Annotated in this window: 21 protein-coding genes; 15 read left to right on the forward strand and 6 right to left on the reverse strand. The window is 75.0% G+C overall.

The genetic code is table 11. The annotated features are described in order from the left end of the window. The first annotated feature begins 21 nt into the window (after positions 1–21). From ACZCLJ_RS11425 to ACZCLJ_RS11435, 3 genes are read left to right on the forward strand one after another with little or no spacing between them, the layout of a single operon-like run. Entirely contained in the window at positions 22–1,251 is a 1,230-nt protein-coding gene (locus tag ACZCLJ_RS11425) for a glycosyltransferase (RefSeq protein WP_463103765.1), read from the forward strand. An 11-nt stretch (positions 1,252–1,262) separates the two neighbouring features. After that, positions 1,263–2,291: a glycosyltransferase family 2 protein gene (locus tag ACZCLJ_RS11430; protein ID WP_463103766.1), complete on the forward strand. Its 1,029-nt coding sequence runs from the start codon at positions 1,263–1,265 to the stop codon at positions 2,289–2,291. Then, on the forward strand, positions 2,279–3,580 hold the full coding sequence (locus tag ACZCLJ_RS11435; RefSeq protein WP_463103767.1) for a hypothetical protein: 1,302 nt from the start codon (positions 2,279–2,281) through the stop codon (positions 3,578–3,580). Before ACZCLJ_RS11430 ends, ACZCLJ_RS11435 begins: the two co-directional genes overlap by 13 nt. Here ACZCLJ_RS11435 and ACZCLJ_RS11440 read toward each other — a convergent pair. Beyond that, on the reverse strand, positions 3,499–4,350 hold the full coding sequence (locus ACZCLJ_RS11440) for a helix-turn-helix transcriptional regulator (RefSeq protein ID WP_463103768.1): 852 nt from the start codon (positions 4,348–4,350) through the stop codon (positions 3,499–3,501). The genes ACZCLJ_RS11435 and ACZCLJ_RS11440 overlap by 82 nt on opposite strands. An 81-nt stretch (positions 4,351–4,431) precedes the next feature. Here ACZCLJ_RS11440 and ACZCLJ_RS11445 point away from each other — a divergent pair, with 81 nt between their 5' ends. Together ACZCLJ_RS11445 and ACZCLJ_RS11450 are read left to right on the forward strand one after the other, a co-directional pair. Beyond that, a complete protein-coding gene (locus ACZCLJ_RS11445; RefSeq protein ID WP_251152144.1) occupies positions 4,432–5,208 on the forward strand; it encodes an alpha/beta fold hydrolase in 777 nt (258 codons plus the stop codon). A gap of 104 nt (positions 5,209–5,312) precedes the next feature. Next, entirely contained in the window at positions 5,313–5,519 is a 207-nt protein-coding gene (locus ACZCLJ_RS11450) for a hypothetical protein (RefSeq protein ID WP_463103769.1), read from the forward strand. Positions 5,520–5,694: 175 nt separating this feature from the next. Here ACZCLJ_RS11450 and ACZCLJ_RS11455 read toward each other — a convergent pair whose 3' ends face one another. Further along, positions 5,695–8,049 carry a S9 family peptidase gene (locus ACZCLJ_RS11455; RefSeq protein WP_463103770.1) on the reverse strand — a complete coding sequence of 785 codons (2,355 nt, stop codon included), beginning with the start codon at positions 8,047–8,049 and terminating at the stop codon, positions 5,695–5,697. A 315-nt stretch (positions 8,050–8,364) separates the two neighbouring features. On the opposite strand from ACZCLJ_RS11455, the gene ACZCLJ_RS11460 reads away from it, so the two are divergent. Then, positions 8,365–9,372: a type IV toxin-antitoxin system AbiEi family antitoxin domain-containing protein gene (locus tag ACZCLJ_RS11460; protein WP_463103771.1), complete on the forward strand. Its 1,008-nt coding sequence runs from the start codon at positions 8,365–8,367 to the stop codon at positions 9,370–9,372. Between the two features lie 34 nt (positions 9,373–9,406). Here the strand turns inward: ACZCLJ_RS11460 and ACZCLJ_RS11465 are convergent, their stop codons facing one another. Further along, positions 9,407–11,578, reverse strand: a complete 2,172-nt coding sequence (locus ACZCLJ_RS11465) for a cytochrome c oxidase assembly protein (protein WP_463103772.1) — start codon at positions 11,576–11,578, stop codon at positions 9,407–9,409. A 90-nt stretch (positions 11,579–11,668) separates the two neighbouring features. Then, positions 11,669–12,133 (reverse strand): PPOX class F420-dependent oxidoreductase, encoded by a 465-nt coding sequence (locus ACZCLJ_RS11470; RefSeq protein WP_463103773.1) that lies wholly within the window; start codon positions 12,131–12,133, stop codon positions 11,669–11,671. Between the two features lie 253 nt (positions 12,134–12,386). On the opposite strand from ACZCLJ_RS11470, the gene ACZCLJ_RS11475 reads away from it, so the two are divergent. Genes ACZCLJ_RS11475 through ACZCLJ_RS11500 form a run of 6 tightly spaced genes read left to right on the forward strand, consistent with a single transcriptional unit; the run spans position 12,387 to position 18,043 of the window. After that, the gene (locus ACZCLJ_RS11475; RefSeq protein WP_251152139.1) at positions 12,387–13,385 is read left to right on the forward strand and encodes an AAA family ATPase; all 999 of its coding nucleotides are present in this window, start codon (positions 12,387–12,389) and stop codon (positions 13,383–13,385) included. Positions 13,386–13,414: 29 nt separating this feature from the next. After that, entirely contained in the window at positions 13,415–14,317 is a 903-nt protein-coding gene (locus tag ACZCLJ_RS11480; RefSeq protein WP_463103774.1) for a DUF58 domain-containing protein, read from the forward strand. Further along, positions 14,304–14,807, forward strand: a complete 504-nt coding sequence (locus tag ACZCLJ_RS11485) for a hypothetical protein (RefSeq protein ID WP_251152137.1) — start codon at positions 14,304–14,306, stop codon at positions 14,805–14,807. The genes ACZCLJ_RS11480 and ACZCLJ_RS11485 overlap by 14 nt, the downstream gene beginning before the upstream one ends. Next, entirely contained in the window at positions 14,804–15,865 is a 1,062-nt protein-coding gene (locus ACZCLJ_RS11490; protein ID WP_463103775.1) for a vWA domain-containing protein, read from the forward strand. The genes ACZCLJ_RS11485 and ACZCLJ_RS11490 overlap by 4 nt, the downstream gene beginning before the upstream one ends. Positions 15,866–15,893: 28 nt before the next feature. Continuing rightward, the gene (locus ACZCLJ_RS11495) at positions 15,894–16,970 is read left to right on the forward strand and encodes a vWA domain-containing protein (RefSeq protein ID WP_463103776.1); all 1,077 of its coding nucleotides are present in this window, start codon (positions 15,894–15,896) and stop codon (positions 16,968–16,970) included. Beyond that, the gene (locus tag ACZCLJ_RS11500) at positions 16,967–18,043 is read left to right on the forward strand and encodes a hypothetical protein (RefSeq protein WP_463103777.1); all 1,077 of its coding nucleotides are present in this window, start codon (positions 16,967–16,969) and stop codon (positions 18,041–18,043) included. The genes ACZCLJ_RS11495 and ACZCLJ_RS11500 overlap by 4 nt, the downstream gene beginning before the upstream one ends. A gap of 31 nt (positions 18,044–18,074) precedes the next feature. Here the strand turns inward: ACZCLJ_RS11500 and soxR are convergent, their stop codons facing one another. Further along, positions 18,075–18,590 carry a redox-sensitive transcriptional activator SoxR gene (gene soxR / locus ACZCLJ_RS11505; protein ID WP_463103778.1) on the reverse strand — a complete coding sequence of 172 codons (516 nt, stop codon included), beginning with the start codon at positions 18,588–18,590 and terminating at the stop codon, positions 18,075–18,077. A gap of 68 nt (positions 18,591–18,658) precedes the next feature. Here soxR and ACZCLJ_RS11510 point away from each other — a divergent pair, with 68 nt between their 5' ends. Together ACZCLJ_RS11510 and ACZCLJ_RS11515 are read left to right on the forward strand one after the other, a co-directional pair. Next, on the forward strand, positions 18,659–19,810 hold the full coding sequence (locus ACZCLJ_RS11510; RefSeq protein ID WP_463103779.1) for an alcohol dehydrogenase catalytic domain-containing protein: 1,152 nt from the start codon (positions 18,659–18,661) through the stop codon (positions 19,808–19,810). Continuing rightward, positions 19,807–21,327 carry an MFS transporter gene (locus ACZCLJ_RS11515; protein ID WP_463103780.1) on the forward strand — a complete coding sequence of 507 codons (1,521 nt, stop codon included), beginning with the start codon at positions 19,807–19,809 and terminating at the stop codon, positions 21,325–21,327. Before ACZCLJ_RS11510 ends, ACZCLJ_RS11515 begins: the two co-directional genes overlap by 4 nt. Positions 21,328–21,410: 83 nt before the next feature. Here the strand turns inward: ACZCLJ_RS11515 and ACZCLJ_RS11520 are convergent, their stop codons facing one another. Beyond that, a complete protein-coding gene (locus ACZCLJ_RS11520; RefSeq protein ID WP_463103781.1) occupies positions 21,411–21,965 on the reverse strand; it encodes a TetR/AcrR family transcriptional regulator in 555 nt (184 codons plus the stop codon). A 57-nt stretch (positions 21,966–22,022) separates the two neighbouring features. On the opposite strand from ACZCLJ_RS11520, the gene ACZCLJ_RS11525 reads away from it, so the two are divergent. Beyond that, the gene (locus tag ACZCLJ_RS11525; protein ID WP_463103782.1) at positions 22,023–22,907 is read left to right on the forward strand and encodes an alpha/beta fold hydrolase; all 885 of its coding nucleotides are present in this window, start codon (positions 22,023–22,025) and stop codon (positions 22,905–22,907) included. Positions 22,908–22,942: the final 35 nt, after the last annotated feature.

Below are 22,942 nucleotides of genomic sequence, written 5' to 3' on the forward strand. Positions count from 1 at the left end.
CCGAGCCGCGAAGGAGCGTCCGTGCGCGTCGTGATCCTGCCCTTCTACCACGGCCTCGGGCACGTGGTGCGCTCCACGCGCATCGCCACCGAGCTCATGGCGCGGGGCGCCGAGGTCGTCGTCGGGGTGGCCGCCGACGCCCGGCGCTGGCCCGAGGCGCGCGGCGTCCCGACCGCGACGCTCACCGAGCTGCCACCGCTGCCACCCGTGTCCGACGACGCGGGGTCGCCCGACGTCACGTCCTCACCCGACGGCGCGGCGTCACCCGGGCACCGCCCTGCGCCCCGCCTGCGGCTCGCGGACGAGGAGTACCTCCGCGTCGCGCTCGAGGAGGAGCGGGCGCTGGTCCGCGAGGTCGGGGCCGACGTCGTGCTCGCCGACTTCCGCGTGACGGGTCCGGTCTCGGCGCGGCTCGAGGGCGTGCGGTCGGCCACGGTCGTCAACACCGGCTTCTTCTCCTTCCCGTTCCCGGACGTGGTGCGCGACGTGACCCCGGCGCTGCACCGCCTCGGCGTCCCCCGCGACGTCGCCGGCCGGCTGCTCGGCGACGTGGTCTACGTGCCGGACCGCTCGGCGTTCGAGCCGCTCGCCGACGTCCGGGACCCGCTGTCGGTCGCGGCGCTGCGGACCGTCGACGAGATCCGACACGTCGGCCCGGTTCTCGCGTCCGACCCGCTCACGGTCCCCGACCGGGCACAGGCCCGCACGCTTCTGGGTCTGGACCCGCACGCTCCCGTCGTCCTCGTGTCGCTCGGCGGCACCGCGCAGGGGTTCGCCACCCTGCGCACCGTCGCCGGGCTGCTCGGCGACGTGCCCGCGCACACCGTCCTCGTCACCGGACCGAACGTCGACCCGGCGCTGCTCGCCGACCACCGGGCGGACCGCCTCCTGCAGCTCACCGACGAGTCGATGCTGTGGACGCGCGCCGCCGACCTCGTCGTCACCCACGGCGGGCACACGAGCGTCATGGAGGCGCTCGCGCTCGGCCGCCCGCTGCTCGCGCTCCCGGGGCAGGACGAGCAGCGGTGGAACGCGGGGCGTGCCGTCGGCCTCGGGACGGGCGAGGTCCTCGACCCGGCCGACGTCGCACCGCGCTTCGTCCCTACCGTCCGACGCCTCCTCGCCGACGACGCGCTGCGGCGTCGTGCCGAGGCCGTCGGCGCGGTCCTCGCCGCGCACGACGGCGCACGCGACCTCGCGGAGCACGTCCTCACCTCGGCCCGGCTCGCGGCGCTCGGACCCCGCGCATGAGCCCGGCGTCGGTGTCTGTCGTGACCATCTGCCGCGACGGGATCCGCGACGCGCGGCGGCTCGTACGGTCCGTCCAGGAACAGGTCGTCGACGTGCCGGTCGAGATCGTCGTCGTCGACGACGGCTCGGACGAGCCCGTCGCGGACGTCCTGCGCGACCTCGGCGGGCCCGCGGAGGTCCACGTCGTGCGCCGCGAGGGCGACGGCAACCGGGCGGCCGCACGCAACGCGGGGGCCGCCGTCGCGAGCGGAGACCTCCTCGTCCTCGTCGACGCCGACCAGGAGGCGCCGCCGGGCTGGCTCCAGGACCACGTGCGCTGGCACCGGGCCGCCCCCGGGATCCTGCTCAACGGCCACCGGCGCCACCGCTCCCCCGCCGACGGCACCGCGTGGCGCCCCGAGGTCCGCGAACGCGTCACGGCGGTGTACTCCCACAACTACGCCCGCATCGCCGCCGCGTGGTACCTGCAGTTCAGCTGCAACCTCTCCCTGCCGGTGGACGCGTACCGGGCGCTCGGAGGATTCGACGACGACTACCGGGGGTGGGGCCTGGAGGACACCGACCTCGGCTACCGCGCCCACCGGGCCGGCCTCGCGATCGCGCACAGCACGCGCGCCTGGACCTGGGACCACCACCACGTGGTCCGGTTCGACCCCGACCGGGTGCGCGAGTGGCAGCGCAACCGCGCCGTCTTCCTCGTCAAGCACCCGGAGCCGGAGGCGCAGGCGGTCCGGCTCGTCGAGAACTACCCGCAGCGCACCGACGTCCCGCGGGGCCACGCGTGGCTGGACTCCTTCCTCGCGATGGACCGGCACGTCCGCGCGCTGCGGGAGGCCGAACCGCTCGCGTCCCCCCGGACCACGCTCACGGTGCTCGACGCCGCCGACGCCGAGCACGCCCGCGCGGAGATCGCGCGCGGGTCTGCGGTACGCGTCGTCGACGCGGTCGCCGGGTCGGGGCTCGACGTCGAGGCCTTCCGTGCGGGATCGGCGGTCGAGTACGTCCCGCTCGGACCGCAGGGGGACGCATGGCGCTCCTGATCCGGTCCCGCCCCGGCCTGGCGTGGCTGCTCGTCGCGGTGATGACCGGCGTCATCACACCCGGGTACCCGCTCGCGCTGCACGCCGCCGGACTGTCGAAGGTGCAGATCGCCGTCTTCTTCGCGGTGAACTCGCTCGCGGCGTTCGCCTTCTCCGTCCTGGCCGTCCGGCACCTCGGACGGACCGGTCGTCGCGGCGTGCTCCCGGCCCTCCTCCTCGGGTCGGCCGGCGGGCTCGTGCTCGCCGCCACCGGCGCGTCGCTCCCTGCGATCCACCTCGGGGGCGTCCTGTCCATGCTCTTCGTCGCGGCCATGCCGGTGACGGTCCGCGCCATCCAGGCGGACGGTCTCGCGGCGTCGACCGACGACGCCGCGCTCTCCGCCCAGGTCCGCTCACTCTCCGTCCTGGGGTACGTGCTCGGGGTCGCGCTCTACGGCGTCGCCGTCGCGCTGCCCGGACCGCTCGACCCGGTGCTCCTCGGCGCCCTGGCCACGGTGACCGCCGCCGTGCTCACGTGGTCGGTCGGCGGGCCGACCGGGACCGGCGCGCCCGCTCCGGCGCAGGCCGGTGCGGCTGCGCCCGCCCCGACGCCGGCCGATGGCACGGGGGACGAGGCGAGGACGCGAGCCGACCCGGCCCGTCCCTGCGGTGCCGACGGGCACGCCGTCGCGCTCGGCCTGGCCGCTGTCGGCCTCGCGCTGGTGCTGCTCAAGAGCGCCGACAGCCTGCGGCTCGTCTACCTCCCTCTGCACGTGGTGGCCGGGGGGCACGCGGAGTCGTGGGTCAGCGCGCTGTTCGTCGTCACGGCGGTGACCGAGCTCCTCGTCCTGCGCCGTGTCGCGATGTCGGTGCCGAGCGGCCGTGCGCGGCACGTGCTCGTCGTCGCCGCCCTCGTCGCCGCCGCCTCGTTCGCGGCGTCGGCCGCCTGGGGCGACGGCGCCGCCCGCGGCGGTGCCGTCGCGCTCGTGCTCTCCCAGGTCGGGTACGCGGGCTTCGCGGCGCTCTTCCAGGCGCTCGGCCCGGTCCTGCTCGGGCGCTGGCTGCCGAGCGGGCTCGCCGGTGGCGTCGGCGTGTTCGGCGCCGTCCTCCAGGTGGGTGCGCTCGTGGGCGTGCTCGCCCCTCTCCTCGTGCCCGGGTACGGTGCCGCGGTGTTCTGGCTGGCGACCGTGCCCTGCGTGGTCGCCGCCGTCCTGCTCGTCGCCCTGCGTCAGCTCGACGAGCCCGCCCGGGAGACCGCGACGGCGTCGGCGGGCGGCTCGCCCACGTCCGCGACCGGTCGCGGCGCGTAGGTCTCGGCGGTCACGTCCGCGCGCACGACGCGCGACAGCCGGAACCAGCGGATCCCTTCGCGGAGACGGCACCACGCCACGAGATACCACCGGCCGTCGGTGTGCGCGAGGATCACCGGCTCCACGCGGCGCGCGGTCTCCCCTCCGCGCCCGTCGCGGTAACGGATCGCGAGGACGCGCGACGCGCCGAGCGACTGCTCGACGGCGCGCAGCACCCCGAGGTGCGTCCGCGCCCGCTCGACGACGTCCCCGCCGGACCGCCCGTCGCGCGCGGTGGCGTCGGGCGCGGCCGGCACGGCGTCGGGCGAGACCGGCGCGGCGTCGGGCGAGACCGGCGCGGCGTCGGGCGCGGAGGGGTCGAGGGCCTCGCCGGGGGACGGCCGGCGCACCCAGACGCGCGCCGCGAGCGCCTCGGCGCGTTCCCGGTCACCCGCACCGAGCGCGTCCCACACCTTGCCGCGTGCGGCGGCGGCGTCGACGGCGAACGGGCTCGCCGGCGGGAGCGTCGCGAGCGCGACGGCGACGGCGACGGCCTGCCCGGGCGTGAAGTTCACGGGCGGCAACGTCGCGCTCGGGTCGAGCACGTAGCCCCCGCCCGGGCCCGCCTGTGCCCAGATCGTCAGTCCTGCCTGCTGCAGCGCCGCGACGTCGCGCTTGATCGTCCGCTCGCTGACCTCGAGCGCCGAGGCGAGACGCGGCCCGGTGGTGCCCGTCGGGCCCGCGCGGCGCAGCTCCTCGGCGATCGCGTAGAGCCGCTCGGTCCTGTTCACGACTCGACCTCCCGGGCAGCGCCGACCTGTGGAGACAATGGTGACAGACAGGTGTCACCAGGGCGGTGCGAGAGTCGTCCCATGACCGAGACGCAGCAGGAGAAGAACTCGTCCGAGACCGCTGAGGCGACCACGGAGCAGGTCCACGTCGTCCTCGTCCCCGGCTTCTGGCTGGGCGCCTGGGCGTGGGACGACGTCGTCCCCCACCTCGAGGCAGCCGGCCTCGTCCCGCACGCCGTGACGCTTCCTGGCCTGGACCCGGCGTCGACCCCGCAGGACCGGGCCGCGATCACCCGCGACGACCACGTCGAGGCGGTCGCCGGGCTCGTCACCGGGCTCGACGGCCCGGTCGTGCTCGTCGGGCACAGCGGGGGCGGCCCCGTCGTCCAGCAGGTCGTCGACCGCGACCCGGCGCGTTTCCGGCGCGTCGTCTACGTGGACGCGGGGCCGCTCGTCGACGGGGCCGCCCTGAACTCGGCCCTGCCGGACGACGCCGCGGAGGTCCCGCTGCCGTCCTGGGACGAGCTCGCGGAGCAGGGGTCGAGCGTCGACGGCCTCGACGACGCCGCGCTGGCCCGGTTCCGCGAGCGCGCGGTGCCGACGCCCGGCCCCGTCGCGCGCGGCCCGGTCCGGGTGTCGAACCCCGACCGGCTCGGCGTGCCCGCCACGGTGGTCTGCTCTTCCATCCCGTCCGAGGTGCTGGCCCAGCTCGCGAACCCCGGCCCGCCCCTGCACACCGAGCTCGGGGAGATCCACGACGTCACCTATGTCGACGTGCCCACCGGCCACTGGCCGATGTTCTCGCGCCCGCGCGACCTCGCGGAGGCGATCGTGGCCGCCTCGCGGCGCAACTCCTGAGAAAAGTCACAGAAGCCACGTCACGGACGGCGATCTTCTCCGTCTCCTTCGGTGGAAGCGGCCGACAGGCCGCGCGACGACCACCGACGACGACGAGAAGGACCATGCACGACACCCTGCCTTCCGCCCCCGCACGCCGCGACGTCCGGGCTGCCCTCCTGTGGGCGCTCGAGAACGACCGGGTCGCCCTGCTCGAGCACCGAGAGAGCACTCAGCACTGCGCCTGGGACGCGGCTCGTGGCGCCGCCGACCGACGGCTCGTCCGGCGGTGGCGCGTCGCGACGAGCCTGGCTCCGCTCCCTGTCGGCTGACGCCCTGACCCGCGACGCCGAGACGCCCTGACGCCCTGACGCCCTGACGCCGAACACGACCTCAGGGTCGCTATGGAGCTCATAGCGACCCCGAGGTCGTGCTCGGCAGCGAGCGACGACGTGCTCGGCGGCCGGTGCACGAGGGGCTCGGTCGCCCGGCCGGGGCTCGCCGCCTTCAGCCGAGCGTCGTCGGCAGGGCCGCGTCGCCCTCGCCCGGCGTCTCGCCGAGCACGTGCTCGGCGAGGAACGCGAGGACCACCTGGTACCAGACCTTCGCGTGCTGCGGCGTGAGGATCCAGTGGTTCTCGTCCGGGAAGTAGAGGAACCGGTGGACCGTCTCCCCGTCCGGGCTCGCCGGCAGACCCGACGCGGAGAGCAGCTCGTACCAGAGGCGCAGCCCCTCCCCGATCGGTACGCGGTAGTCCTTGTCGCCGTGGACGACGAGCATCGGCGTGACGATGTCGCCGACGAACCGGTGCGGGCTGTTCTCGAGCGCCATCTCCGGCGTCATCTCGCGCTGCCAGTAGTAGGAGTGGTCGGTCGTCGGGCCGAACTGGTCCAGCGCCCACAGGCTCGCGTGCGTGACGACCGCGCGGAAGCGGTCGGTGTGGCCCGCGACCCAGTTCGCCATGTACCCGCCGAACGAGCCGCCCATCGCGGCCGTCCGGGTCGCGTCCACCTCGGGCAGCGTCTCGACGTGGTCGGTGATCGCGAGGAGGTCCGTGTACGGCGCCTGGCCCCAGCGGCCCCAGCCGCGCTGGACGAAGTCCTGCCCGTACCCGGTCGACAGCGCCGGGTCCGGGAGCAGCACCGCATAGCCCTGCGCGACCATCAGCCACGGGTTCCAGCGCCAGCTCCACGCGTTCCACGAGCCGAGCGGCCCGCCGTGGATCCACAGCAGGAGCGGCGCCGGGTCCTCCGCGCTCGCGCCGTGCGGGAGCGCGAGCCAGCCGCGCACCCGCACGTCGTCCGACGCCGCGGTCTCGACCTCGACGAGCGTGCCGGGAAGGTGGGGGGCCGCGACCGGACCCCGCAGCGGCGTCGCGGGCACAGGGGTCCGGGCGCCCGGCTCACCGCTGTCGAGGAACGCACCGAGGTCGAGGCGAACCGGCGCCGACGGCTCGAGGTAGCTCGTGCGCAGCGCGTAGGCGCTGCGGCCGTCGGGCGCGACCTGCACGTCCGTGAAGACGGCGTCGTCGCTCGTGATCCGTTCGGCCGTGCCGTGCTCACCCTTCGAGTCCGGCGCGAAGGCGACGAGGAAGACCGGGCCGCGGCCGTCGTCGTCGGCCGTGACGAGGAGCCCCGAGCCGTCCGGGAGCCAGCGCAGCGACGTCGGCCAGCGGTCCCAGTGCGGCGCGAGCGTCCGCGGCGTCGCGTGGTTCTCGGCGCGGGTCGTCGGGCCGTCGTCGTGCGACCCGTCCGCACCGGCAGGGCCGTCGGGTGCGTGGAGCGGGACGACGGCGAGCGTCTCCTCGGGCGCCTGCTGCGGCGTCGTGAGGGTCTCGCGGACGAAGGCGACGAACGCGCCGTCGGGCGAGATGCGCGGGCCATGCACCTGGGCGCCCGGCTCGTCGACGAGCGTGCGGCGCTCCCCCGTGGCCGTGTCGATCGCGACGAGCGTGCTGCGCGTCGACGCGCCCGGCCCGGGGACCTGCCACGTCGTGACGAGGGTCGTGCCGTCGGCGGACAGGTCCGCCGAGTGCTCCCACAGCGCGCGGCCCGGCGCTGCGCCCCCGTGCCCGAAGCCGCGGCTCACGTCGCGCAGGTCGAGGAGCCTCGGGTCGTGCGGTGCGCCCTCGGACGTGTCGGACCGTGCGCCGTCGCTCGGAGCGCCGGTCGCGGCGTCGTCGGTCGAACCGGTGGGCGCCGGGAGGGGCCGGGCCGGCTCGTCGGCGAGGGTCGTGAGGTCGGCGACGAACCGGTGCGCCTGACCGGGGCCGAGGTCGTGGTCCCAGTGCCGGACGGGGTACCCGGTGTGGAGGATCGCCGCGACCTTGCCGTCCTTGCGCGCCTTCCGGAGCTCGCCGTCGTGCGCGAAGTCGCGCGCGCTCGGGAGGACGTCGGCCGCGACCGAGATCACCGGCGCGTCGGCCGCGGCGAGCGGTCCGCCCACGCCCGCTGGCGCCGTCGCGACGACGCGCGCCTCGCCGCCGCCGGCAGGGAGCAGCCAGAGGGCGGCCTTCGGGTCGTCGTCGGACGTCGCGTCGGGATCCGGCCGGGCCGACGTGAACAGCACGTCGCCCGCGGCGGTGAACGTCGCGCTCGACTCGCCCTTGGTGGAGCGCGTGAGGCGACGAGCGGGGTCCTGGCCGGTCGGATCGACCTCCCACAGCGCCGTGCGGTACGCCGTGCGCTTCGCGTCGAGCGTCTGGACGGTGGTGACGAGTCGGCTCCCGTCGCGCGACAGCGCGAGCCCGCTCGTGCGCGGGATCGCGACGTACTGGTCGAGGTCGTGGAACGGTGTCGACGCGGTGGCGTCGGCGGTCGTGGGACGGTCGGGCTCGGGCGCGGCGGCGGCGTCGTTACTCACGAGTACGTCCTATCACGCCCCCTCCTTCGCCCGCCGCCCACCTCACCCTCCCCGCCGAACACGACCTGAAGGTCGCTATCGGCGCGTTATCGACCTTCAAGTCATGCTCGACGGCGAGTGGAGACGCTCTCGGCGACGGAGGCGGATGCTCGTCGTCAGGTCGCGCGTGTCGACGGCGAAGCCGTCGCCGGTCGAGGAGACCGACGCAGGCAGCGGTTGCCCTGGTCGTCCACAGGCCCAGATCCGAACAGGCTCGTCCACAGGCGGGCACCGGGCTGTCGCGGCGGGGCGACGCGGTCTGCTCCGATCCGTCCCATGCGCACGCCGACCGCCATCCCCGCCGACCTGCTCGTCGTCGCCGAGGCCCAGGAAGGGCTGCTCTCCGCGAGCCAGTGCGACGAGCACGGCGTCGGGTCCCATCGCCGGGCGCGCCTCGTCGAGAAGGGGCGGTGGTGCCGGGTCACGCACGCGGTGTTCGACACCGTCGTGACGCCCGTCCCACGCCGGACCGGCACGGGCGCCCACGACCACCGACGACGCCGCGCCGCGTGGCTCGGGCTGCTCGCCTACGGTCGGGACGCGATCGCCGTCGGGCCGTGCGCGCTGGTGCTGCTCGGTGTCGAGGGGGTCCGGGTCGATCCGGTCCCCGAGGCGACCCTTCCGGGCGCACGGGCGGCACGTTCACGCGACGGGATGCACCTCCGCCAGTTCGACGACGGCATGACCGTCACGAGCGTCGAGGGCCGATGGGTCGCGACGGCGGACTGGGCGCTGGCCCAGGCCGTGCCGGAGATGGGGCGGAGGCGGGCCGTCGCGGCGATGGACAGCGCGCGCCGGCTCGGGCTCCTGTCGGCGGCGGGTCTCGAGCGGGCGCACGACCTCGCGCGAGGTCGGCGCGGTGTCGCCCGCACGCACTCGTGGTGGGCCGAGTCGGACGCGCGCGCCGAGTCCCCGCTCGAGACGTTCGCCCGGCTCGACTGCACCGATGCCGGCATCGCCCCCGACGACCTCCAGGTCGAGGTGTTCGACGAGGGTCGGCTCCTCGGCCGCGGTGACGTCGGGTGGCGGCTGCCCGGTGGCCGATGGCTGATCGCCGAGCTCGACGGGAGGGACGTGCACTCGGAGCCCGCTGCGCTGCTCCGTGACCGCACGCGGCAGAACGACCTCGTCGGGAGCGGCGCCGTCGACCTGCTGCGGTTCACCGGGCGGGACGTGACGCCGCCCGGTGCGTCCCGGCCGGGTCGGCTCGTCGCCGACGTCCGCCGCCACCTGCGCCGAGCACGCCACCACTCGCCGTCGAGCACGACCTGGAGGACGGAATGAGCCCCAGAACGACCTTCAGGTCGTGTTCGGCGGGTCAGCGGGGGGTGCGCTCGTCGCGCTCGGCCATCTCGGCGAGCCTCGCGTTGTACTCCTGGAGCTCCGCGTCGCCGTCGCGGTCAGCCTGGCGGTCGCGACGCCTCGCCTCGCGCTCGTCGGACTTCGTCCACATCACGGCCACGACGATCGCGAGGATCAGGGTCGGCAGCTCGCCGATGCCCCACGCGACGCCCCCGCCGCGCTGCTGGTCCTCGATCGCGCTCGGGCCCCACTCGCGGCCGAGCAGCCCGAACCACTCCGGCACGAAGAGGATCTCGCCGGACGTCAGCGCGACGCCGAAGAAGGCGTGGAACGCCATGGTCGCGAACAGCAGGAGCAGCCGCTGCGGGTACGGCGGTCGGTGCGGGCCCGGGTCGATGCCGACGAGCGCGTTCGCGAACAGGTACCCCGCGAGCGTGAAGTGCAGCAGCATCGCGAGGTGCCCGGCGTACGTCGTGAGCGCGTACTCGAACGCGGGCGTGTAGTAGAAGACGATCATCGACCCGGCGAAGTTCACGGCGGCGACGATCGGGTTCGCGAAGAACTGCCCGACGCGCGACGTGACGATCCCGAGCACCCACTCGCGCGGGCCGCGCGACCCGTCCTTGCGCGGCGGCACCGCGCGGAGGAGCAGCGTCACGGGGGCGGCGAGCACGAGGAAGATCGGCACGACCATCGCGAGGACCATGTGCTGCACCATGTGCGCGCTGAACAGCACGTGGCCGTACATGGCCGGCCCGCCCGACGTCACCCAGAAGAGGACGACGATCCCGACGCACCACGAGACCGTGCGCCCCACGGGCCAGCGGTCGCCGCGCCGCGCGAGCCGGCGCACCCACCCGAGGTAGACGACGAGCGCCGCACCGCACGCGAACGCCGGCAGCAGGTCCCAGCGCCACTCGGTGAACCACAGCGCGAACGTCGGTTCCGGGGGCAACGGGTGGCCGGTGACGATCTCGGCGGCCGTCGGGTCGACGAACTCCGTCTGCGGGACGGGCGGCGCCGTCGAGCCGAGCGCGACCGCGACGCCGGAGACCGCGCCCATGATCGCGAGCTCGACCGCGACGAGCCGCCAGAACAGCCAGCGGGTCGCGTCCGCGCCCCGCTGCCCGCCCGTCGCCCCGCGCTGCCCGACGACGCCCGCGGCCTTCGCGCCGTCGCTCGCCGCTCCCGCGGCCCGGTCCGTGCTGCCCGCAGCCGTGCCGGGACCGCCGCCTCGACCGCCCGGGCGAGCGGGCGTCGTCGGGCCGGCGAGACGGCGCACGACGAGCTCGCGGTGCGCGAACCCGACGACGCCGAGCACGACGATGAGCGCGACCTTGGTGAGCAGGAGGATGCCGTAGTCGGTGGTCAGCCCGGCGAGCGTGTCGACGCGGATGGTCGCGTTCGCGACGCCCGAGACGGCGACGGCGACGTAGCACCACAGCGCGATCGCGGAGTACCGCGAGACCGCGGCGGCGAAGTCCTGGCGCCCGAGCCCGCCGCGCACCCGCACGACGGCGAGCGTCCCCAGCCCGCCGACCCACAGCGCGGCGCCGGCGAGGTGGAGGAACATCGACGACACCGCGAGCTCGTGGGACGCGGCGCCCGCGGCGTGCCCGGTGTTGGCCTGCAGCGCGATGGCGAGGAGCGCGACGAGGGCCGTCCACAGCGCCCCGGTCGCGCTGCGCACGGCGAGCGCGAGCGCCGAGGTGACCGCCGCGACGACGACCACCGCGAGGTAGTTGCGCCCGAGGCTCACCTGCGAGACGAACAGGCCGAGCTGGTCGCCGAACGTCTCGGCCGTGACGGCGGTGCCGGAGATCGACGAGTACCGCAGGACCACCTGTAGCACGGAGAGGACGGCCCAGGTCGCCGCTGCCACGCCGGAGAGGCCGAGCGCGCGACGCACCGCCTCGCCCGCGGGCAGCGCGACCGCCGCGAGCACGAGCGAGCCGAGCGTCAGCGCGACGGAGAGCTCCGTGAGCACGGTGACGACGGGCGTCCCGTAGCGCACCAGCGCGCCGGGGTCGCTGAAGCCGGGGATCGCGGCGAACGCCCCCGAGAAGCCGCCCGCGGCGAGCACGGCGAGGACCGCGACGACCACGGCGAACGGCCCCGCGAGGACGAGCCACCACGGGTTCGCGGGGCGCGCGTCGGTCGGCGCACGGCGCACGGCGGTCGAGGTCACGCGACCAGGGTAGGCGCGCCACGGCGTCGGGCGGGAACCACGGCGCCCCGCGCGACCGACGTCACTCCGCCGGACCGACGGCGCGGCGCCTCACGGGCGGGGCAGGCGAGCCATCCCGTAGACGCGTGTCGCCCGCACGCGCAGCACCTGGCGCCGCTCGGCGACCATCGCGCGCCGGAAGTCGTCCCAGTCCGGGTGCTCGACGCCGGCCGCCGCGCGGAACGTCTCGACGAGCTCGTCGACCGCGGCGTCGTGCGGGTCGGCGGCGACCGGGCTCAGCTCCGCGTCGCCCTCCACGACGGCGTAGCTCCAGAAGTCCTCGGCGCTCACGTGCAGCGACACGCGCGGGTCCCTGGCCGCGTTGCGGGTCTTGGCCCGGTCCGCGGTGACGGACACGCGCGCGACGCCGTCGTCCGGGTCCCACGCGTACAGCACGTTGGACAGCTGCGGCCGACCGTCGCGCTTGAGCGTCGTGAGGACCCCCTGGTGGCGCGCGGCGAGCAGGGCGAGGAGGGCGGGATCGGCGTCGAGGGCCGCCCGGGTGTCGGTGCTCATGCCCGTCCAACCGCGCGGCGCGCGGCCCGCATTCCCGCGCTGCGGTCCGCCGCGGACGTCCCGGCGGGCCGACGACGCGCGCCCGGGACGGGGAGTCCTCCCCACCCCGGGCTGTGGACGACACCCGCCGGGCGACAGGTCCCGCTGGCATACTGGGCCGGGTTCGCCGGGGGGTCGCGACGTCCCGGGCGCACGTCCTCGTACGGCTCGCGAGCCGCACCCAGCACCGACACCCACCCGGAGGGCGACCCACATGGCCGCAGGGCACGGCAGCATCTCGACGGCGGACCTCGATCGCGCGAGCCACCTCCTCAAGCGCATGGGTCAGGTGTTCGACCAGCGCGTCGTCGGGCAGGAGGCGCTGCGCACGGCCCTCGTGAGCTCGCTCCTCGCGGGCGGCCACATCCTCCTCGAGTCGGTGCCCGGCCTCGCCAAGACGACCGCCGCGCAGACGCTCGCCGCGGCGATCGACGGCCGCTTCCACCGCATCCAGTGCACGCCGGACCTCATGCCGAACGACATCGTCGGCACGCAGATCTACAACTACGCGACCGGCCAGTTCACGACCCAGCTCGGCCCGGTGCACGCGAACGTCGTGCTGCTCGACGAGATCAACCGCTCGTCCGCGAAGACGCAGTCGGCGATGCTCGAGGCGATGCAGGAGAAGCAGACCTCGATCGGCGGCGAGAACTACCCGCTCCCGGACCCGTTCATGGTGCTCGCGACGCAGAACCCCATCGAGGAGGAGGGCACGTACGTGCTGCCCGAGGCCCAGATGGACCGCTTCCTCATGAAGGAGGTGCTGACGTACCCGACGCCGCAGCAGGAGCTCGAGATCCTGCAGCGCGTCGCGACCGGGCAGATGAGCGAGCCGATCACCGCCCAGCCGGTCTCGCTCGACGACGTCCGCTTCCTGCGGGGCCTCGTCGACGACGTGTACGTGGACGACTCGGTGAAGCGCTACGTCGTCGACCTCATCAACACGACGCGCTTCTCCGGCCCGCGCCCGATCCCCGGCTTCGACCGGCACGTGCGCGTCGGCGCGTCGCCGCGCGGCGGGATCGCGCTCATGCGCGTGGGCCAGGCGCTCGCGATCCTCGCGGGGCGCGCGTTCGTCGTGCCCGACGACATCAAGGCCGTGCGGTACTCCGTGCTGCGCCACCGCCTCGTGCGCACGTTCGACGCGCTCGCGAACAACGTCCCGCCGGAGCAGCTCGTGGACGCCGTGTTCGACGCCGTCCCTACCCCCTGACCGTTCCCGCGCCACCCGAGAGATCACCCGTGCCCGACGTCTCCCGCCTCGCCCAGGTGCGTGCCCGGCTCGACCTGCCGGTCGCGCGCCGGGCCTCCGGCCTGCTCGAGGGTCGGCACCGGTCGGTCTTCAAGGGGCACGGCCAGGACTTCGACGACCTGCACCTGTACGCGCCGGGCGAGGACGTCGGCGACATCGACTGGAAGTCGTCGGCGCGCGCGGGGATCCCCGTCGTCCGGCGGTTCGTCCGCGAGTCGAACCTCAACCTGGTGCTCGTCGTCGACACCGGGCGCCCGATGGGGGCGACCGCCCCGAGCGGGGAGACGAAGGCCGAGGTCGCGAGCTTCTGCTGCGCGCTCGTCGCCTACCTCGCGCGGGACCGTGGCGACCGGGTCGCGCTCGTCGCGGGCGACGCCCGGCGCCTGGTGCAGCTGCCGCCGCGCGCGAGCACGCAGGACCTCGAGGTGCTGCTCAGCACGGTCGAGGGGATGTGGCGCCCGGACGCCCCGCCCAGCGACCTCGCCCGTCCGCTAGACCGCGTGCTCACGGCGTTCCGGCGCCGCTCGCTCGTGGTCGTCGTGACGGACGAGGCGCGTCCCGCCGCCGAGCACGACCAGCTCCTGCGGTCGCTCCGCGTGCGCCACGAGGTGATGGTCGTGCAGGTCGCGGACCTCTCCCCTGTCGCGGTGGGGGGCCCGGCCGCGAGCCATCGCGAGGTCGAGGACGTCGACGGCGCGCTGCGGCTCCCCGCGTTCCTGCGCGGCCGGGCAGGGCTCGCCGAGGCTGCGGCCACGGCGCGGACGCAGCGCCGCGCGGAGGTCGCCGACCGGCTGCGCCAGGTCCAGGTCGAGGCGGTGCTCGTGGACGGCACGGGCGACGTCGTGCAGCGTTTCGTCGAGCTCCTGGGGAGGCAGAAGCGTGCCCGCCGATGAGCTCGTGGACCCCGTGGGCTACCCGGGGTGGTGGACGGTCGTGGGCATCGTCGTGCTGCTCGTCGCGGCGGCGATCGTGTTCCTGGTCCTCTGGCTCACCCGTGCGCGCGCCGCGGAGAAGGCCGCGTCCGTGCCGCCGCCCCCGTCGCCCGCCGGGCCGCTCGACCCGTACGGAGCCCTGCGCTCCGAGTACGAGCGGCGGCTCGACGCCGTCGCGCAGCGCTTCCACGCGGGCGAGCTCGACGAGCGCACGCTGCACCTCGCGCTCTCGGCCGAGGTGCGCGGGTTCGCGACGGGCCGGCTCGGGCAGGACGCGTCGTCCATGACGCTGTCGGAGATCCAGCAGCTCTCGGGCGCGGACGAGCTCACGCGGCTCATCACGCGCTACTACCGGCCGTCGTTCGCGGACCACGAGAACGACCCGAAGGCCCGCACCACGGACGCCGAGGACTCGATCGCGCGCGCCCGCACCGTGGTGAGGTCCTGGTGACGCCGGGACCGCAGGGGACGTCGATCCTCTGGCCGTGGCTGTGGGCGCTCGCCGTGGTCCTCGTCGTGGCGGCCGGCGCCGCGGCGTGGTGGCTCGCGCGCCGCCGTGGGGCGCGCGACCGGGACCGCGACGTCCTGTGGGTCGCGAACTCCGAGTACCTGGCGCGCGTCCCGGCGTTCGCGGCGTGGGTGCGCCGGTACCGGCTCCTCCAGGGCGCGACGGCCCTCGGGCTCCTCGTCGCGGTCGTCGGGGCGGGCGCCGTCGCGGCGCGGCCCGTGGAGACCGACGTCGTCGTCGACCGGCTCGGCACGCGCGACATCGTCCTGTGCCTCGACGTGTCGGGCTCGATGATCGAGTACGACGGCGCGGTGCTCAAGGTCTTCCAGGAGCTCGTCGACAGCTTCGAGGGCGAACGGATCGCGCTGTCGATCTTCAACTCGTCGTCGCGCACGGTCTTCCCGCTGACGAACGACTACACGCTCGTCCAGGAGGAGCTGCAGCGCGGCATCGACGCGCTCGACAAGGACCCGGCCGACTTCGACTACACGGGCGGCTCGGACGACGCCGAGATCCTCGAGTTCGCGGAGTTCACGGCGGGCACGACGGCGAACCTCGCCGGCGCGAGCCTCATCGGCGACGGGCTCGCGACCTGCGCGCTGCAGTTCGACGCCGAGGACTCCGAGCGCTCGCGCTCGATCATCCTCGCGACGGACAACTACGTGTCGGGAGAGCCGATCTACACGCTGCCGCAGGCCGCCGACCTCGTCGCGTCGCGCGACATCACGCTGCACGGCATCTTCGGCGGGTCCCAGCGCTACGAGGGGACGCCGGAGGAGACGGAGTACCGGGAGACGGTCGAGGCCGACGGAGGTCTGTATTTCCTCGCCGACGACCCCGCCGCGGTGCAGGGCATGGTCGACGACGTCGTGGCGCAGCAGGCGGTCGAGCTCGACGCGTCACCCGAGGTCGTCGTCACCGACCGCCCGACGGGCTGGTTCCTCGTGGCCGTCGCGGGTGTCGGGCTGCTGCTCGTCCTGGCCTGGCGGGTGCGCCAGTGAACGCGCGGTCGAGGGAGGTGAGGGACCGGTGAGCCTCCAGCCGCTCGTCCCCGTGTGGGCGCTCGCGCTCGTCGTCGTGCCGCTGCTCGCGCTCACGGTGTGGCAGGCCGTCGTCGCCGGCCGGCGTGGGCCCGACGGCGCGGTCCGACCGGGTGCGCCGCGCGCGGCCTGGCTGCGCCGTACCGGGGCGGTCGTGCTGCTCGCGCTGATCGGGCTCGGTCCGTCCGTGGCCTCGACCGACCGCGACACGTCGGTGACGAACGTCGACATGTTCTTCGTCGTCGACCGCACGGGCTCGATGGCAGCCGAGGACTACGGGCCCGCCCAGGACCGGGAGCGGCTCGACGGCGTCCGGCACGACGTCGTGAGCCTCACCGAGGCGATCCCCGGCGCGCGCTACTCGGTCATCTCGTTCGACTCGCAGGCCTCGCGCCAGCTCCCGCTCACCACGGACGCGCGGGCCATCACGTCATGGGCGGACACGTTCCGTCGCGAGATCACGCGCTACTCGCAGGGGTCGCTCACCGACCGGCCCCTCGACGAGCTGAGGTCGGCCCTCGAGGGATCCGCCGAGCTGCACCCGGCGAACACGCGCCTCGTGTTCTTCCTGTCCGACGGCGAGCAGACCGCGGACGGCGAGCCGCGGTCGTTCGCGGACCTCGCGCCGCTGGTCGACGGCGGCGCCGTGCTCGGGTACGGCACGCCCGAGGGAGGGCGCATGAAGGAGTACGACCCGGACGTCGACCCCGCCGACGCGGAGTACATCGTCGACTGGTCGCAGCCCAGCGAGGACGGTGAGCCCGTGGCGGCGCTCTCGACGATCGACGAGGAGACGCTCGGCACTCTCGCCGAGCAGCTCGGCGTCCCGTACGTGCACCGCACCGAGCCGACGGAGACCGCGCCGCTCGTCGCGGGGATCGACCCCGAGCAGGTCGCCGCGGACGGCCGTCGTGACGTCACGTCCTACCGACCCGTCGTCTGGCCGCTCGCGCTCGCGCTCGTCGTCCTGCTCGGCGTCGAGGCCTGGTTCTGGGCGCGGTCGGCGTCCCGGTCGCTCGTGCGACCCGGCGAGCGAGCGCCGTCGGGCACGGGGGTGCGCCGATGAGCTGGACGCCGCCCCCGACGCCGCCCGGTCCGGGCCGCCGACCCGCCGTGCACCCGGCCGCGGCGATGCGGCGCGCACGCCTGCGCCGGCGCACGTGGTGGCTGATCGGGACGCTGCCGGTCGTGGTCGCGCTGCTCGTGCTCGGGTTCAAGCTGACGTTCCTCGCCCCGATCGCGTCGTTCGCGAAGGGCGACTACGACGACGGCGCGCACCTCGACGCCGCCGGGACCTACGGGTCGCAGCGGACCATGAACCTCGTCGAGCCGTGGAAGGCGCACTTCAACACGGGCACGGCGAACGCTCGCGCGGGCGACTCGTGGGCGACGTACGACGCGATCACGTCGCTGCAGAAGTCCTACGACCTCGCGGAGGACGAGACGCCCGAGGAACGCTGCATGATCCAGACCAACCTCTCGCTCACGTACGAGATCTCGGGCGACGACGACATGGCCTACGGCGACGGCAAGGCGGCCGAGCTGGCCGCGGTCGAGGAGGCGATCGCCGCACGCGACGCCGGCCTCCCCTACGACGAGGACGTCCTGGACCCGTACGGCGACGGCACCGAGCCGGACCCGGACGTGCTGCGCCAGGACGTCCAGGACTGGTACGAGTACGCCGAGCAGTCGTACGCGACGGCCGAGCAGATCCGCGGGTGGCCCGACTGCGGGGAGTCCGAGCAGACACCCGAGCAGCAGGAGCAGGCCGAGGCCGCGCAGCAGCGGCTCCAGGACAAGCAGCAGCAGGCCCAGGACTCCCAGCCGGAGAACCAGGGCACCGGCGACCCGCAGGAGGGCGAGGGCTCCGAGGGCGACGAGCAGAGCGAGGCATCTGGGGGCGAGGGGTCCGAGGGCGAGGGGTCCGAGGGCGAGGGCTCCGAGGGCGACCAGCAGAGCGAGGCGGAGCGCGAGGAGCAGCAGCGCCAGGAGCGCCTCGAGGAGCAGAACTCCGAGGCGCGCGGCGAGGCGGACCGTGAGGAGCAGGAGTACCGCGACCTGTACGGCGACGAGCCGGGCGGCGGGTCCGACGGCGGCGACGGCGGCGACGGCGGGAGCGGAAGCACCAAGAACTGGTGAGCCGTCGTCCGTCGTCGGGAGCCGGGAGCCGTCAGTCGTCCAGCCCCTCGACGAGCAGGGTCCGGGGACCCGGCCCCTCCTCGCCCAGCTCGTCGTGCGGGTTGACGAGCACGCAGCGGCGCAGCGACAGGCACCCGCAGCCGATGCAGTCGGTGAGGTGGTCGCGCAGCCTCGTGAGCTGCTCGATCCGGGCGTCGAGGTCGGCGTGCCACGCGACGGAGAGCCGGTGCCAGTCCTTCGCGGTCGGCGTGCGGTCGTCGGGGAGGGTCGCGAGCGCGGCGCGGATGCGGGCGAGCGGGATGCCGACCCGCTGCGAGGCCCGGACGAACGCCACGCGGCGCAGCGTCTCGCGCGGGTAGCGCCGCTGGTTGCCCGGCGTGCGCCGGCTCGTGAGGAGGCCTTCGCGCTCGTAGAAGTGCAGCGCGGAGACGGCGACGCCGCTGCGGGCAGCGAGCTGTCCGACGGTGAGCTCGTCCCCCGGTCCGGGCACGTCGTCGGGCACAGGGGACCTCTTCCTCCCGGCGGACACCGGGCTTGACCTCAACATTTGTTGAGGTTCGAGACTAGCAGGGCGCGCGACCGTCCGGTCGCGCCGGAAGCCCCTGGAGGAGCCCCGTGGACGCCATCCGCCTGCACGCGTTCGGACCACCCGAGAACCTCGCCCTCGACCAGGTCCCCGACCCCGTCCCCGGGCCGAACGAGGTGCGCGTCGCCGTGCGCGCGCACGGCGTCCACCTCCTCGACACGACCTTGCGCCGCGGCGAGGCCGGCGGCCCGCTCCCCCTCCCCGACCTCCCCACGATCCCCGGCCGCGAGATCGCCGGGGTCGTGGACGCCGTCGGCCCGGGGGTCGACGCCGCGTGGCGTGGTCGGCGCGTCGCCGCCCACCTCGGCGCGCGGCCCGACGGCGGCGGGTACGCCCGCCTCGCCGTCGTGCCCGTCGAGGCGCTGCACCGCGTCCCCGCCCACGTCACCGCGCCGGACGCGCTCGCGATGATCGGGACGGGCCGCACCGCCGTCGGGATCCTCGACCTCGCGGAGCTCACGGCGGAGGACGTCGTGGTCGTCACGGCCGCAGCGGGCGGCCTCGGCACGCTCCTCGTGCAGGCGGCCGCGGCGACGGGAGCACGCGTCGTCGGGCTCGCCGGCGGACCGGTCAAGGCCGCGCTCGTCCGCTCCCTCGCCGAGGTGTCAGGGCCCCAGGTCACCGGGGTGACCGCTCGCCCTGACACCGCGGCCGGGGCACGAGCCCTGTCAGGGCCCCCGAGCACTGGGGTGACTCCTCACCCTGACAGCGAGCGCGGCACGCTCACCGCGATCGACTACCGCGCCGACGGGTGGCTCGACGCGGCGCGCACCGCCGTCGGGCCGAGCGGTGCGACGGTGCTGCTCGACGGCGTCGGCGGCGACGCCGGGACGGACGCGGCGTCGCTCGTGCGCGACGGCGGCCGCCTGGTCCTCTACGGATGGTCCTCGGGCGCGGCGAACCGCGCGGCAGAGCGCCCGGACGACGGCGGTGCCGGCGGGGACGTCGGCCGCGACCACCGGAAATCCGGCGGACCGGCGTCGACCCACGACGTACGGTGGGCCGTGGGACCCCGGGCCCGACCCTGGGGAGACCTGTTCGCCCTGCAGGAGCGTGCCCTCGCGCTCGCGGCGGACGGGACGTGGCGCGTCATCACCCACCAGGTACCCCTCGCGGAGGCGGCGCGCGCCCACCGCGAGCTCGAGGAGCGCGCGACGACCGGAAAGGTAGTTCTCGTATGACCGCGGAACCGCGCACGCGGCCCGACGCACGGCCCGGTACGGCCGCAGGCGAGACGCCTCGCACGACCGTTCGTGCGCCCGAGCCGCTGACACCCGCGACCCAGCGCACCGTGCTGTTCGGCATGGTCGCGTTCGTGTTCCTCGGGGCGTTTGAGGCGCTCGCCGTCGCGACCGCGATGCCGACCGTCGCCGTCGAGCTCGACGGCCTCACCCTCTACACGCTCGCCTTCGCGGCATCCCTCGCGTCGAGCGTCGTCGGGATGGTCGCGTCCGGCCGGTGGAGCGACCGCGCCGGCCCGGTGACCCCCCTGTGGACGGGCATCGGCCTGTTCCTCGCCGGCCTGCTCGTCGCGGGGCTCGCGCAGGACATGCTCGTGCTCGTCGCGGGCCGCGTGCTGCAGGGCGTGGGCACCGGCCTGTACATCGTCGCGCTCTACGTGCTCGTGGCCCGGGTGTTCCCCGCCGAGAGCCGGCCACGGGTCTTCGCGGCGTTCGCCGCGGCGTGGGTCGTCCCGTCGATCGTCGGGCCGGCCATCGCGGGGCTCGTCGTCGAGCACGTCGGGTGGCGCTGGGTGTTCCTCGCCGTCCCCGTGCTCGCGGTCCCGGCACTGATCCTCATGCGCCCCGGGATGAGGGTCGCCCGGGGCTCGTCGCCCGCGAGCAGCGCACCCGACGACCTGCCCGACGACGCGCCGGCGCCCTCCGAGGGCGACTCACCCGCCGACGCTGCCGTCGACGCCGAGTCGCCGCTCGACCGCACCGCGCGCCAGGCGTCGCTCGGGTGGGCGGTCGTCGCGGCCGTCGGGATCGGGGCGCTCAACTACGCGGGCCAGCTCCGCGGCGTCGGGCTCGGAGTGCTGCTCGTGCTGTCCCTCGCGGCCGTGGTCGTCGCCGTGCCGCGCCTCCTCCCGCGCGGCACGACACGCGCCGCCCGTGGCCTGCCGAGCGTCGTCGCGATCCGCGGGCTCGTCGCCGCTGCGTTCATGGGTGCCGAGGTGCTCCTCCCGCTCCTGCTGTCGCACGAGCGCGGGCTCTCGCCCTCGCTCGCGGGTGCGGTCCTCACGTTCGGCGCGGTCGGCTGGTCGACCGGGTCGTGGCTGCGCGGACGCGCGACGTGGGGGCTCGCGCACGCGGGGTACGTGCGGCTCGGCGGGACGCTCGTCGCGCTCGGCATCGGGGGCGCGGCGCTGCTCGCCTGGACGGCGGTCCCGCCCGTCGTCGGCATGGTCGCGTGGACCCTCGCCGGCCTGGGCATGGGCATGACCCACCCGACCCTGTCGGTGCTCACGCTCGAGCTGTCGCTCGTCGCGGAGCAGGGTGCGAACAGCTCCGCGCTGCAGGTGTCCGACGCCGTGGCCGCGGCCACCGCGCTCGCCGTCACCGGGTCGCTGCTGTGGGCGCTCCACCCGACGCTCGGTCTCGCGGCGTACGTCGTGTGCTTCGGCGTGACGGTGCTGCTCGCCGTCGGCGTCGCGCTGCTCGCCCCGCGCACCCGCCCGCACGTCGGCGCGCGGTAGCGCTCCACGCTCGCCGCCGATCGCTCGCTGTCGCTGTCGCTGACGCCGCCGTCGCGGCCTCTCTCGCCGAGGCCGAGCAACGGTCACGGCCGTGCGAGGGCACGCACCTCGCGCTCGACGGCGGGGCGCACGTCGAGAGCGGGGTCGACGGTGAGCCGGTGCAGGAGCAGGCCGTCGCAGCACGCCATGAGGGCCCGGGTCGTCGGCACGGGGTCGGCGATGCCGACGGCGACCACGATCCGCTCGGTCCACCGCTCGAACTCGAGGCGCTGCCGCCGCAGCGGCTCGCCCAGCTCCGGGTCGCCCGCGAGCTCGAGGAAGAGCGCGTACCGTGCGCGGGTCCGCGCCGCGAACGGCCCGGCCTGGAGCTCGACCATGGCGCACAGGCCCTCGATCAGCTCGTCGACCCGCGTGACCGCCGGCAGCGCGGCTGGATCGAGATCGGCCCGCTCGCTCTCGGCGATCCAGTCCACCACGCCGGCGAGCAGCGCCCGGCGCGTGCGGAACCAGTTCGACGTCGATCCGGCGGGAAGACCTGCCCGGGCGTCGACCCGCGCGTGGCTCAACGCGCGCACCCCTTGCGCGCCGAGCAGCTCCACCGCCGCCTCGAGTGCACGCACTCGGGTGGTCACCGGCATGGACACCCCCTTCGATCAGGTTTACTATGAACATAGTAGTTCCCCAAGGAGGCCACCATGGCCACGCTCGCCCCGACCTGGGCACCGCCGCTCCCCGAGGCCGCGGGCTTCGAGCATCTCGTCGTCGAGACGCCCGGCCTGCGGACGCACCTCGCCACGACCGGCGAGGGCGACGCGGTCGTGCTGCTGCACGGATGCCCCCAGCACTGGTGGCAGTGGCACGCCATCGCTCCGGTGATCGCCGCACACGGATACCGCGTCTACTGCCCCGACCTGCGCGGGGCCGGCTGGACCGCGGCCGACGACCCGCGGATCGGACGGGAGACCCGGCTCCGCGACCTGCTCGCCCTCCTCGATGCCCTCGACGTCGAGCGCGCCCACCTCGTCTCCCACGACATGGGCGTCATCACCGCGATGCAGCTCACCTACGACCACCCCGAACGCGTTCGGACCGCCGTCCAGCTCGCCGTGTGGCCGGGCTTCGTGAGGTTCCACCCGAGGCTGGTCCCGGCCTTCCAGCACCTGCCCAAGTACGTCTGGCACCGCCCGGGCGCCCCGTTGCGCGGAGACTTCTCCGAGCGGTACGTGGCCCGCCCGATGTCGGAGGCGACCATCGAGGCCCATCTCGCCCCGATGCAGCGGCCCGAGGTCGACGCCGCAGTGCGTCCGCTCGCCCGTGGCATGGTCCTGCCCGAGGCCCTGCGCATCATGCGTGGCGCCTACCGCAGTCGCAGGCTCACCGTGCCGACCCTCGTCGTGTTCGGCCGCCGCGACCACCCCACGACCGAGGAGCTCATGGGGCGCATCTGCCGCGACCCCGAGCGGTACGCCGACCACGTCGAGTTCGCCTACGTGGACGACGCGGCGCACTTCATCACCGACGACGCCCCGGCCGCGGTCGCCGATCTCTCGCTCGACTGGTTCGACCGGGCCGCGAGGTAGACGCCGCGTCGTCGACCGGGTACCACCTCGCGCTA

This window comes from Cellulosimicrobium sp. So1_17, assembly GCF_055181235.1.